Origin of the sequence: Spirosoma taeanense, assembly GCF_013127955.1 — a bacterium.
In the GTDB taxonomy this organism is placed as follows: domain Bacteria; phylum Bacteroidota; class Bacteroidia; order Cytophagales; family Spirosomataceae; genus Spirosoma; species Spirosoma taeanense.
The window spans coordinates 4,788,970-4,801,464 of record NZ_CP053435.1 but is presented as its reverse complement, the minus strand read 5'-3'; the positions used below and the strand labels follow the sequence as shown (position 1 = coordinate 4,801,464).

General features: G+C 51.4%; 12 protein-coding genes. 5 read left to right on the top strand and 7 right to left on the bottom strand.

Translation table 11 applies throughout. The annotated features are described in order from the left end of the window. Positions 1-29: 29 nt before the first annotated feature. Positions 30-392 carry a four helix bundle protein gene (locus HNV11_RS19945; protein ID WP_171741341.1) on the bottom strand — a complete coding sequence of 121 codons (363 nt, stop codon included), beginning with the start codon at positions 390-392 and terminating at the stop codon, positions 30-32. Positions 393-480: 88 nt separating this feature from the next. On the opposite strand from HNV11_RS19945, the gene HNV11_RS19940 reads away from it, so the two are divergent. Further along, the gene (locus HNV11_RS19940; RefSeq protein WP_171741340.1) at positions 481-1,158 is read left to right on the top strand and encodes an ABC transporter ATP-binding protein; all 678 of its coding nucleotides are present in this window, start codon (positions 481-483) and stop codon (positions 1,156-1,158) included. A 5-nt stretch (positions 1,159-1,163) separates the two neighbouring features. Here the strand turns inward: HNV11_RS19940 and HNV11_RS19935 are convergent, their stop codons facing one another. After that, positions 1,164-1,610, bottom strand: coding sequence for a hypothetical protein (locus HNV11_RS19935; protein WP_171741339.1), 447 nt, complete (start codon positions 1,608-1,610; stop codon positions 1,164-1,166). A 220-nt stretch (positions 1,611-1,830) separates the two neighbouring features. On the opposite strand from HNV11_RS19935, the gene HNV11_RS19930 reads away from it, so the two are divergent. The 4 genes from HNV11_RS19930 (at position 1,831) to HNV11_RS19915 (ending at position 7,428) form a co-directional block, all read left to right on the top strand. Then, a complete protein-coding gene (locus HNV11_RS19930; protein ID WP_171741338.1) occupies positions 1,831-1,998 on the top strand; it encodes a hypothetical protein in 168 nt (55 codons plus the stop codon). A 6-nt stretch (positions 1,999-2,004) separates the two neighbouring features. Beyond that, entirely contained in the window at positions 2,005-2,292 is a 288-nt protein-coding gene (locus HNV11_RS19925) for a hypothetical protein (RefSeq protein WP_171741337.1), read from the top strand. Between the two features lie 235 nt (positions 2,293-2,527). Beyond that, a complete protein-coding gene (locus tag HNV11_RS19920; RefSeq protein WP_171741336.1) occupies positions 2,528-4,948 on the top strand; it encodes an ABC transporter permease in 2,421 nt (806 codons plus the stop codon). Between the two features lie 53 nt (positions 4,949-5,001). Continuing rightward, positions 5,002-7,428 carry an ABC transporter permease gene (locus HNV11_RS19915; RefSeq protein WP_171741335.1) on the top strand — a complete coding sequence of 809 codons (2,427 nt, stop codon included), beginning with the start codon at positions 5,002-5,004 and terminating at the stop codon, positions 7,426-7,428. Positions 7,429-7,433: 5 nt separating this feature from the next. Here the strand turns inward: HNV11_RS19915 and HNV11_RS19910 are convergent, their stop codons facing one another. From HNV11_RS19910 to HNV11_RS19890, 5 genes are all read right to left on the bottom strand, one after another. After that, positions 7,434-7,928, bottom strand: a complete 495-nt coding sequence (locus HNV11_RS19910) for a hypothetical protein (protein WP_171741334.1) — start codon at positions 7,926-7,928, stop codon at positions 7,434-7,436. A gap of 67 nt (positions 7,929-7,995) precedes the next feature. Next, positions 7,996-8,760: an IS5 family transposase gene (locus HNV11_RS19905; RefSeq protein WP_171738357.1), complete on the bottom strand. Its 765-nt coding sequence runs from the start codon at positions 8,758-8,760 to the stop codon at positions 7,996-7,998. Between the two features lie 38 nt (positions 8,761-8,798). Further along, complete coding sequence (locus tag HNV11_RS19900; protein ID WP_171741333.1) at positions 8,799-9,395, bottom strand: leucine-rich repeat domain-containing protein; 597 nt, start codon at positions 9,393-9,395, stop codon at positions 8,799-8,801. A gap of 146 nt (positions 9,396-9,541) precedes the next feature. Next, entirely contained in the window at positions 9,542-10,843 is a 1,302-nt protein-coding gene (locus HNV11_RS19895; RefSeq protein ID WP_240163589.1) for a M20/M25/M40 family metallo-hydrolase, read from the bottom strand. A gap of 127 nt (positions 10,844-10,970) precedes the next feature. Continuing rightward, a complete protein-coding gene (locus HNV11_RS19890; protein ID WP_171741331.1) occupies positions 10,971-12,194 on the bottom strand; it encodes an ABC transporter permease in 1,224 nt (407 codons plus the stop codon). Between the last annotated feature and the right edge of the window lie 301 nt (positions 12,195-12,495).

Sequence of the window (12,495 nt, the reverse complement as noted above, 5' to 3'; positions counted from 1 at the left end):
GGACGAAGGAGGAGAGGGGAAATGAAGCTTTAAGTGAATTTTTCTTCCCGCGTTTTTATCAGATTCTGCAACATAGATGAAATAATCCGGCTCTTTGCCAATAATACAGCACCAGTATCTGGGTTCAGGATTCCGACGCCTATAGCCAAATGAATTTGTGTTCTTAATTCGCCATTCGACCCTTTTGCAATGCGTAAAAATCGAATAAACTCTTTATTGGTGTGGCGTTCAAAACCTTCTGCAATGTTTGAAGGGACAGAAACCGCCGAACGACGCATTTGGTCACGAAGGCCGTAATCGTTCCAGTCAGCGAGTAATTTGTACAAATCAATTGCCTGAGCTAAACCTTTTTGCCAAACTAACAGATCTTCAAATTTTTCAACTTTAGCCATGAATACAGAAGTTTAGTGAGTGTGGTCAAAGCTACTGAAATCCCCTTTGTCCCCTTACTCCTTCTCTTCCCTTTTCTACCTTAAGCCAATGATTCAGACAATTAACCTTCAGAAACTCTTTACGACCGAAGAAGTCGAGACCACGGCCCTCAATGGCATCAGCATGGATGTTAAAGACGGCGAGTTTGTGGCCATCATGGGGCCCTCTGGCTGCGGTAAATCCACGCTCCTGAACATTCTCGGTCTGCTGGACAACCCCACCGACGGTGCATATAACTTTTACGGAACCGAGGTGGCCAAAATGACCGAGCGGCAGCGGGCGCAGCTTCGGAAAGGTTCGATTGGCTTTGTATTCCAGAGCTTTAACCTAATCGACGAGCTTACCGTGTATGAAAACGTCGAACTGCCGTTGCTGTATCTGAAAACGCCTGCCGACGAACGTAAGGCGCGCGTAGAGGAAGCCCTGAACCGCATGAGCATCATGCACCGCCGGAATCACTTCCCACAGCAGCTCTCGGGCGGTCAGCAGCAGCGGACGGCCATTGCCCGGGCCGTGGTCGCCAAACCCAAACTGATTCTGGCCGATGAACCGACGGGAAACCTGGATTCGAAGAACGGGGAAGAGGTGATGAAGCTATTAGGGGAACTAAACGACGAAGGCACGACGATCATCATGGTAACGCACTCGCCCTACGACGCCGGATTCGCCCATCGGATCGTGAATCTCTTCGACGGAAAAGTTGTCACCGAAAACTTCCACGTTTAGCGTTTCTATAAAAACTCATTTAAGTCCAGCTGGAGAATTTTGGAGAAGGAAGAAAGGCTGGCCATGCCGCCATCACCTTTGTTATAACATAGCCACTGTTGAGTCTTATAGTTGAAGACGAGTCCCTCGAGAATCCCATACTCGCCTTCGTCAATCAGCCGAATAACTTTGTTGGTGTCGTGTTTAAGTCCATTTGTCTGGCAGACCTCAATGATAACCTTAGCTTGTTCTGTCTGGTGATCGTATAATAGCAGATCGGGAACCGGACTGCTATAGCCTTCTGTGAGCATCATTTCTGGAAGGGGTTCGAAATTAATTCGGCCTGATTTATAAAGAGGATAAAGTCCGGATGTTAGCCGGGCAATAACACTCTGATGAATAATAGGCGCATTTACGCCCATATCATCTTCTCTGACCAGGGTTGCGATAGAAGACGGTTTTAAGTAACTCATTGGATCATCGTATATTACACTTTAAAGATAATGAACCTTAGCAGATTTGAAAATAACGTTCACATCTGCTAAGACGAGTTTTGTTTATTAATCAGCCTGTAGGAAATGGGTTGCTACGGGTAGACTGATGTAGGGGGATTTGTGCAGCTCCTTCTTCCTGTCTGTTTTTCATTGCTGGCGATTTTTCGCAATACTAGTGAGCGGATGCACGTACTGGCAAATGAAAAACAGAGTGGACGTAAACGGTTTGGCTGAAATGTCGAACGGCACCATCATTGTAAACGGGCCGGCCGCCAACAATGATGGGACATTTACAATCACGGACGGCTACCTGTTGGCCGTAGGTAACTCGGGAATGGCCCAGCTGCCGGGCGCATCGTCTACGTAGAATTCGGTGCTGATAAACTTCACCTCGTCGCAAAAGGCGGGTTCAATAGTTCATATCCAGAATAGCAAAGGCAAGGATATCTTAACCTTCGTTCCGGTCAAGAACTATCAGTCGGTAGCGTTTTCTTCGCCGTCGCGGGCTACCAGTTCAACCTATGACATTTACGTGGGCGGCAGCTCAACCGGCGCCGTAACCAACGGCTTATATCAGAATGGAACCTATACGGCCGGGACTAAAAACAACATCTTTACCATCTCCAGCATAACAACTAACGTTGGGTCCGGCACCCGGTAGTTTTACGTTCGCTATCGGACGGACAGGTGTCCGCAATCGGACAGCATAGGGGTGAAAAAAGGCTGTTTCCTACAGGAAACGGCCTTTTTTGTTCGTGGCATAACAGTTGATTGGTTTGCTGAAAGCATCTTGCCGATGTAATCAAGCTATCCCGTTCGCCTGGCTATTGCGCGGACCCCTGTCCGGCGACCATCGTCAGGATTGACCCGATGGATGCTGAAAACCTTTAGACCGTATGTTCCGGAATTATCTGAAAATCGCTCTGCGCAACCTGTGGAAACACAAGTCGTCAACCCTGATCAACGTCGTTGGTTTGTCGATTGCTTTCTGTAGTTCGGTGCTACTGTTTCTATCGGCGGCTTTTGAACTGTCGTTTGACAAGTTTCACACCAATGCCGAGGGTATCTTTCGAACGTACTTCGTCATTAACGATCCTAAAGGGCAGGAACGGTCGGCTTCGATGCCGTATCCGTTTGTACCGGCTCTGAAGCAGGAATATCCGGAAGTGGCGTTTGCCACACGCTACCAGCAGGGAAACGGCGCCGTGCAGTATAAGGACAAGCAACTGGCGAAAGAGATTGATGGCGTCGATCCCGATATGCTCAGCATGTTTTCGTTTCCCATGCGGCAGGGAAACGCGCAGACTGCGCTGAACAGCCTGAGCAGCATTGTGATCAGCGAGGATATGGCCAACGATTTGTTTGGCAAGGAAAACCCGATGGGAAAACCACTCCGGATCAACGGATTTGGCGGCTGGCGTAACTTCATCGTGACCGGCGTGGTTGCCGACGCGCCTGATAATTCAACCTTCCAGTTTGACGCGTTCATCCGGATTGAAAATCAGCCCGCATACCTGGAGGGGTTGAAACGCTGGGATAATACCAACCACGAAGCGTATGTTGCGCTCAGGCCGGGCGTCGATCAGGCAGCATTCGAAAAACGCCTGCAACCGTTCACGCAGAAATACTTTCAGAGCGAGATTAGCTATCTGAAGCAGCAGGGGGCCCGGCCCGACGAACGGGGCGAGTTATACAGTATCCGGCTGCAGCCGCTGCTGGATGTGCATTTTGACACAGACCTGATTCAGGGGCACGGCATTAATCGGATGTATGTGTACACGCTGATGGCCATTGGCCTGTTTATTCTGGTGATTGCGGCTATCAACTTCATTAACCTAACACTGGCGCGGTCGTTTACGCGGGCGCGGGAAGTGGGCGTGCGGAAGTCGCTGGGCGCCCAGCGCGGCCAGTTGTTTGCTCAGCTCTGGGGCGAAACGCTGCTGACCTGTGGCCTTGGCTTAGTTATCGGTGCTGTACTGGTAGTTACGCTGCGTCAGCCCTTCAACGTCCTGTTTAATGCAAAACTGTCGGCAGACTTCATTATGCAGCCGACTACGCTTCTGATTGCGCTGGCTGGGTTTCTGCTGGTTACGCTATTGGCTGGGGGGTACCCAGCCCTGGTGATGACCCGCTTTCAGACCGTTCAGGTGCTGAAAGGAAAGGTAACGTCCGGTAAGCCGGGCACCCTACGTAATGCGCTCATCGTTACGCAGTTTGCCATCGCCTGTCTGCTCATCATCGGTACGTTCGTGGTACTTCGACAGACAAGCTATCTGCGCGGAAAACCACTAGGCTTTAACAAAGAGCAGGTTATCAGCATTCCCGTTGGCAACGAGGTCGAAGGAACCTATGCGCTGGCGCAACTGCGTAATCGGCTGGCCAGTAATCCCAGTGTTGTGACGATGACGGGGACCGGGGTTAACATCGGACGTGGGCTCGACGGCAGCAGCCAGCGGGGCATGGTCGGGTTCGTTCACAAAGGACGCGAAGTGACCAGCGACTGGCTGCGGGTTGATTACGATTATCTGCAAACGCTCGGTATCAAACTGCTTGCCGGTCGGGATTTTAGTCGGCAGCACCCCGTCGATTCGACAACGTCGGTGATTGTCAGCACCAGTTTTGCCAAACAGTTAGGAGAAAAACAACCCATCGGTGCGTTCTTTCAGACCGATTCAGCGGGGGGCAAATACCAGATCATTGGCCTGATTCCTGACTTTCATTTATACGCGCTTCGCAGCGAGATTAAGCCGATTGCGATGCACCTGCACCAGGACGCGGAGATCCGGTACATTCTGATGCGCGTGGCTCCGCAGAACATGGTCTCGATGATGGAAACGCTGAAACGGGAGTGGCGGGAGATTGCGCCCAGGTCCGAGTTCCTGGGTAGTTTCCTAAACGAAAACACCGACCGCTGGTACCGGCAGGAAGAGAAGATGGCACAGATGCTCAGTCTGGCCGCTGGCATTGCTATCGCGCTGTCGTGCATGGGGCTGTTTGCCATTGCGCTGCTCAGTATTCAGCAACGGACCAAAGAGATTGGGGTGCGAAAAGTGCTGGGTGCGTCGGTGGTTAGCATTGTGGGGCTGCTGTCGCGCGACTTCATCAAGCTGGTGCTGATTGCTATTATGATTGCTTCGCCGGTGGCGTGGTGGGCCATGAACCAATGGCTGTCCGACTTTGCCTACAAGATCGACATCGAGTGGTGGGTGTTCGTGCTGGCGGGCCTGCTGGCCATCCTGATTGCGCTACTGACCGTAAGCTTTCAGAGTATTAAAGCTGCGCTGATGAATCCCGTAAAAAGTTTACGAACCGAGTAACCTAAACCTGCAAGGTCTCTAAGACCTTCCAGGTTTCTCAGACCGGAGCCCCTATGTTACGTAATTACTTCAAAATCGCCTGGCGTACGCTCAGTAAGCAACGCGGCCTTACGTTCATCAACATCGTTGGGCTGGCTACCGGGCTGGCGTGCTGTCTGCTCATTACCCTTTACGTCCTGGATGAGCTCAGCTACGATCGCTACAACACCAAAGCCGACCGCATCTACCGGATTCATACTGACATTAAATTCGGGGGGAACGACATGCATTTTGCCGTATCGCCCGATCCGGTTGGCCAAACGCTGAAGCAGGATTACCCGCAGGTTGAGCAGTTTGTCAGGCTGCATCAGCGGGGCACCTGGCTCGTCAAGCGGGCGGGGTCCACCAACATCCTGCGCGAAGACAACATTCACTTTGCCGACTCGACGCTGTTCGACGTCTTTACGCTGCCGCTGATTGCCGGTGATCCCAAACGGGCTCTGGCGGGCCCAAATCTGGTTGTCATCAGCGAATCGGCGTCAAAGCGGCACTTTGGCGATCAGAACCCAATCGGGCAGACGCTGCTGTTTAATAATCGGCAGGCGTTTAAAGTAACGGGGGTCATGCGCGACATGCCGGCCAACTCGCATTTCCGGAGTAATTTCTTTCTGAGTATGGCCAGCGATGACTATACGTGGGGGCAGTGGCTCAGCAATAACCACCACACCTACATCGTCTTACGTGAGGGTACTGACTACCGGGCATTCGAGCGGAATTTCGATGCGGTTATCGAAAAATACGTCGGGCCACAGGCGTATGATATGATTGGCGCGACGCTGGAGCAGTTTCGCAAGGCCGGAAATCGTTACCGATTCTGGCTGATTCCCTTAACGGACATTCATCTGTACTCGAAACAGCAGGTTGAACTGGAGCCGAACAGCGATATTCAATACGTGTATATCTTCTCGGCGGTAGCCCTGTTTATCCTGCTGATCGCCTGCATCAATTTCATGAATCTGGCCACGGCCCGCTCGGCCAATCGGGCAAAAGAAGTGGGCGTTCGGAAAGTGCTGGGTTCAGAACGCCAGCAGCTCATTGGGCAGTTCATGGCGGAGTCGGTGCTGATGACCGTGCTGGCTATGGCGCTGGCCCTTGTACTGGTCGGGATGGCACTGCCTTTCTTCAACACTCTTGCAGCCAAGACGTTGAGCGCCCGGAATCTGCTTTCTCCTTATTTGTTGCCAGTCCTGATCATCCTGCCGATTGTCGTTGGTTTACTGGCGGGTAGCTATCCGGCGTTCTTCCTGTCGTCGTTCCGGCCGGTCAGTGTATTGAAAGGGCGGATTGACGTCAGTTTTCGGAGTTCCCGATTACGCAGCGGACTGGTAGTGTTTCAGTTCATGATGTCGGTCGTGCTGATGGTGGGTACGCTGATCGTGTATCGGCAGATCAGCTATATCCAGACCAAGAATCTGGGCTTCAGCCGCGAGCAGGTCCTGACGGTGAATGATGTGTATGCGATTGGCAAACAGGCCGAAACGTTCAAGCAGGAAGTGTTACGTCTGCCGGGGGTGGTGAGCGGCTCCATATCGGGTTATCTGCCGACGCCTTCCAGTCGGAGCGATAACGCGTTTTTCCCGGAGGGCGAGATTAACCAGACCAAGGCCGTCAACATGCAAAGCTGGGGCGTTGACCACGACTACATCAACACCATGGGCATGCAGATGGCCGAGGGCCGGAATTTCTCGCGGGAGTTCGGGTCCGACTCGTCGGCACTGATTCTGAACGAAACGGCGGCTAAACTCTTTGGCGGCCGAAACATCATTGGCAAGCGCATAACCCAGTATGCCGATCCGGAGGCTAAAACCACAAAGACCTACACGGTGATCGGGGTTGTCAGAAACTTTCACTTTGAATCCCTTCGGCAGAACATTGGCGCGTTGTCGATGGTTCTCTCGCCCAACACCGGAGCCGCTTCGTTCCGACTGAGCACCACCAACATCCCCTTTTTAGTCCGGCAGATTGAGGGAATATGGCGGCATATAGCGCCGGGTCAGCCGTTTGCCTATTCGTTTCTGGCTAATGATTTCGAGAATATGTACCGCGCTGAACAGCGCATCGGCACCATTGCCCTGACGTTTGCCGTGCTGGCCATCCTGATTGCCTGTCTTGGGCTGTTTGGGCTGGCTACGTTCATGGCCGAGCAGCGGACCAAGGAGATTGGCGTCCGCAAGGTGCTGGGTGCCAGCGTGACCAGTATTATCGCCCTGATGTCGCGCGACTTCCTCCGGCTGGTGCTGATTGCCATTCTGATCGCTACGCCGATTGCCTGGTGGGCCATGCGGCAGTGGTTGCAGGACTTCGCCTACAAGATCGACATCGAGTGGTGGATATTCGCCCTGGCGGGCGTGTTGGCCATTGGCATCGCCCTGCTGACCGTAAGCTTCCAGAGTATCAAAGCCGCGCTTATGAACCCGGTGAAGAGCCTCCGGGCGGAATAAGCGCCTTAATTCGTCTGTATGTTCTGATTCCTGATTATAATGGTAGGGTTGTTACGTTGGCCAGTTTTGCGCTGGTTTACGGAAATCTGCTTAGCCTCAAGCAGGACTTCCCTCAAGTCAATGGTATTCTCTTTATTAGCTTGGGGTAGCTTGAAAAGCTGAGATGGACTTCTGCCATCGTTTAGGTCTATAGCAATTTCAAGGAGTCGATCTCTGGGAATTTCGACTTCCCGTAAGACGAATCTATTGTTGCTAAGTCTTGCTGGCTGCACTGCAGTTTGATCTTTTACCCGAACCTGTTTAACATCCTCAGCACTAACGTTGCGCCCATTAATGACGATGCTGCCGATAACCGTAGCCGTTGAGGGTGTTTCTGGTTTTATGTTAGCTTCTGGCTTGTCACTGAGACTTGCTTCCTGGCCTTGTTTGGCATGAAACAAACCTAAAAAGTCTAGTTCGCTGTTTGATTTGGCAAAGCCGAAGAAAGCTAATACTACCACTGCCAGAATAGCGGCAACACGCCAATTGATGTTTTTTAGAATGTGTTTGGGAATTATCTTTTGCCATTCAAATGATCCGTTGCAATATAATCTGAATGTTGGCTAAGTACAGCCAGCAAACCGAAGATGATATCGTGTATTCATAATCTTTGACAATCCTTCGAAAGTGATTCGTCCAAGCAATGGTCCGTTCCACTACCCACCGTTTGGCTACGGGTACAAAGCCCAGAGTTGATTCAGGACGAGACGCTTTTTCAAAATCAAGGCTCCATCTAGCCAACTCTTGAGCGAAGACGCCATTATAAGATTGATCACCGTAGACTTTCTCCAAACGCTCTCCAACTAGCCATAGTAAGTCACTGACCATCGATACGGCTGAAGGGCCATCCGCTTGATTAGCAGAATGGACATCTGCTAGCCATAGACGCCCTTGGGTGTCAACGATGAGTTGCCTTTTTCGGCCATTCACTCGTTTATTCGCGTCGAGACCTCGGTTCTCCCAAATCATCGGAGCCAACTTAACACTTTGTGAATCAATACATACTGCAGATGGATATGCTTCTTTACCGACCCGCTTACGGTCAAGTTGATTTAAGGCCAGATTGATTCGACCAAAAGTACCATCCTGTTTCCAACGTCTAAAATAGTAATAGACGGTTTGCCAATTAGGCCACTCGGTAGGCAGATTGCGCCATTGGCATCCTGTGCGTAGCAGCCACAAAATACTGTTAACAATCTGTCGCAAATCATGAGTCCGCTGACGATCAAGTGGTAAAAAAGGAGAAATTGCATCCCACTGGGCGTCGGTCAGTGGCTTCCACTGTTTGGTCATTGCTTTGCATCTTGGTCGATACAAAAATGACTCGACGCTCAGCCTTTAACAATTCCCAAACAGCTTCTTATATAAATGCTATTATTTCCCCAATAGGAATCACTCCACTTCACCTCAATACCTGCCTCAATCAAAGAACGTAACGGCGATATATCACTGACTTTTGTACCACGCAGGTTTAGCGACTGCAGGTTGGGGAGCTGAGCCAGCCCCTGAATGTCGCTGACTTTTGTACCACTCAGGTCTAACGACTGCAGGTTGGGGAGCTGAGCCAGCCCCTGAATGTCGCTGACTTTTGTACCACTCAGGTCTAACGACTGCAGGTTGGGGAGCTGAGCCAGCACCTGAATGTCGCTGACTTGAGTATCCCAAAGGTTTAGCGACTGCAGGTTGGGGAGCTGAGTTAACTTTGTTAAACTGGACGAGTCCAGATTATTATTGCGGCCTCTATTGGCTGAAATAGTATATCTCTTTTTATCTTCGTCGTAATAGTAATCCCCTAAATTTAATCTTTCGAGCCAGATCAATTTTGTTAAGTCATCAGGTAATTCCATTAGACCGCAGTTACCAAGATCAAGAAAAATGGCTCGGCTCAGTTTGGCTTGTTTAATAAGGTTTAAGGCAAGGGCTGACATGGCGGAATAGATTGTATACAATGACTGGACTAAACTAATAAATAATAGTCATTTTATGGTCTATCACACCTCCTTTGCTGTAAAAGCGATCGCAAGAATCTACTCAAAAATTCAAGTGAGTGTGCTATAAGGATGATGCCCATTCCTTACTTCATTCCCGCTTCGGCCAGTAGCACGAGCAAAACGCGCTGCATGCCTAAGTAGCCCTTGTCGTTCAGCCACCATTCGTTCAGTGAGTGCTCATTGCCGCCCTTGCCTCCGCTGCCGATTGTGATGGCGGGTATGCCGTTGGCAATGGGCGTGTTGGCATCCGTGGAACTGACGCTCAGCTTCGGCTCTACCTGCATGAACTTCGCGACGGCCATAGCCCGCTGCACCAGCGGCACGGTCGGCTCAGTACGGCCGGAGGGGCGGTCGCCCACCTGTTTTACGTCGACCGTCAAATCGGGGCCGGAGCGCTTCATCTGGTTCTCTTCGTTCAGCGCACGCTGTACAGCTGTCTGAAGGAGTTTATCAATGCCGTTCAGCTTGTCCGCACTCTCCGACCGCATGTCTACTTCCATCCAGGATTCGTAGGGGATGGCGTTTACGGATGTGCCCCCGCCAATGACACTCACGCTATACGTTGTTTTGACGCCTTCTCGGGTAAACTTGTCGGCTTCCTGCGTAAAATAATAGATGGCCTTTCCCAGAGCACCGTGCGGGTTTACAATGCCAAACGCGCCGTAGGAGTGGCCGCCCGGCCCTTTGAACGTAATCCGGTAGCGGTGCGAACCCAGGCCGCGGTGTGTGATCTCGTCGATACCGTCGCCATCCACGGCGATATAGGAATCAATCTTCGGACCATTCGGTTTGAACAGGTTCTTCACGCCCCGCAAATCGCCCAGGCCTTCTTCGCCCACGGCTCCAACGAACAGCACATCTGCATCGGTTTCAATCCCTGTTTTTTCCATACCCTTCAGCACCGCCAGCACCGCCGTCAGGCCGCGGGTGTCGTCACCGATGCCGGGCGCATACAGCGTATCGCCTTTCTGCTTCACCTTTACGTTGGTGCCTTCCGGAAACACCGTATCCAGATGTGCTTCGACTACAACGGTTTTCTGGCGGCCTTTTCCCCGGCGCAGCGCCAGTACGTTGCTCACGTCATCGAGCCAGACCGAATCGGCTCCGGCGGCTTTCATCATATCGGCGTATTTCCTGGCCCGGACCTGCTCTTTAAACGGGGGCGACGGCGTTTCGGTGAGGTTGATAAGGTCCTGTTTGGTCTGCGGTTCCAGGTCCATGAAGAATTTAAACGCACTCTGCACGGCCGGGCGTTTCGCCAGATTCTGGATTTCGGTCTCGTAACGCTTGTCAATCGCTACGGGCTTTTCAGCCTGCGCCTGCACCAGATGAGCCGTGCCGATAAGGAGTGGGGTGAGTAAGGCGGCTACGGCCGTTGGTTTCATCACGAAAGGCATAAAGATGTAACAGAATAAAGAAGAAATAAAATTAATTTTCACCCATAGATTATTGGGCGAAAAATGCTTCAATGTTACAACAAAGCAGGCGTTTTGCCTATTGGCTGCTGGTGATTTATTCCCGCCGAATGGCTTCAACCGGGTCGAGTTGGGCGGCTCGCCAAGCGGGATAGGTCCCAAAAACAACGCCGATCAGCAGCGCGATGACAACAATAATCAGAAAGGTGTTCCAGGTATAGGCGACCTGAAACGGTACGTCGGTAATCGATTTGACAATGGGCACAAAGGCCAGGGTGCTCAGGATACCTAAGCCCAGACCCAGCAAACTGCCGAGGGTCGAAATGGTGATGGACTCAGACAGGAACTGGTAGAGGATGTCCTGTTTTTTAGCGCCAAGCGCTTTTCGCACGCCGATTTCGACGGTACGTTCCGTAACTGAAATGAGCAAAACGTTCATAACGCCAATGCCGCCCACCAGGACCGATATACCGACGATCAGGCCCATGATAAGCCGAAACAGCAGAAACCCTTGTGTCGCCTGATTAACTCGCTGCTCGTTAGTATTGATCGAAAAATCCGCCAGCTGGTTTTTCATGTTGTCGTTCAACCAGTGTTCAACCTCTGTCTTCAGTGTGGAAACGTCTTCAACCTTATCGGCTTCAATCACGCAAAAGGGCGGGTTTGCTTTCAGAGCGCTATCTGGAAACAGCGTCAACGGAATCAGCAGTTGGGGCGTTCTGGCGTCTTTATCCGCTGAGATGCCAATTACCGTCAAAATCTGGTTCTTAAAGATAACCTGTTGTCCAATCGCGTTCTGCTCCGGTTGTTTCCCCACCAGCTGACGGGCAAGCCGCTGGTTGATGAAGGCGACCGGGCGTTGTTCATTCAACTCTGTTTCGATAAAGGCCCGGCCGTGAATGAGTTGCAGATCCGGGTGTAAGGGCAAACTCACGCCCGTAACGATTGTGCCTGTTTTACGGTTGGTAGCGCGTTGCGTAATCTCATCGTTCTGCCGCCAGTACAGATAAGCCGCAGCGGGTTTGGTCAGGCCCGACCGCATTTTCCGGAACGAGTCGTACCGGAAATAAGCAAAGTCATTCTTACGTATCTCGACCTCGTTGACGAGTTTGTAAGGCTTCGAATACACCAGGATTGCTTTGAGCGAGGTTGTTTTGGTAATCTGATCCCGGGCGTATTGCTCCATACCGTCGATCAGGGAAAGAATAGCAACCAGAGCAGCCACGCCGATGACGATACCGAGAATGGATAAGACGGTATGAAAAAACCGGGTGCGGATATTATCCAGGGCGGTGGCAAACGAAACAAGAATCTTTTTCATTGCAGACAGGGTAGCCAACGTTTACCAACTACGTTACCAAGTTAATCTAACCGGCAGGAACGGGGCAACTGATCTGTGACAAGTGGTTGGTCTATAAGCGAAAGCAATCAGGCCGACGTTACGTACCCGTGAATCTGTTTTGTCAGCCAGTCAACTACGGTTGTAACCCGGCTGTGTCCGCCTGCGTACGGCATTCGTCCGATTGCGGACAGGGAAAGCGCTGATTTGGAAATATAATTTATTGGTAATTAGTAGTTTAGTCTCTTGGTATGGCCTTTGATTGACTTTGTGGATGAATAGC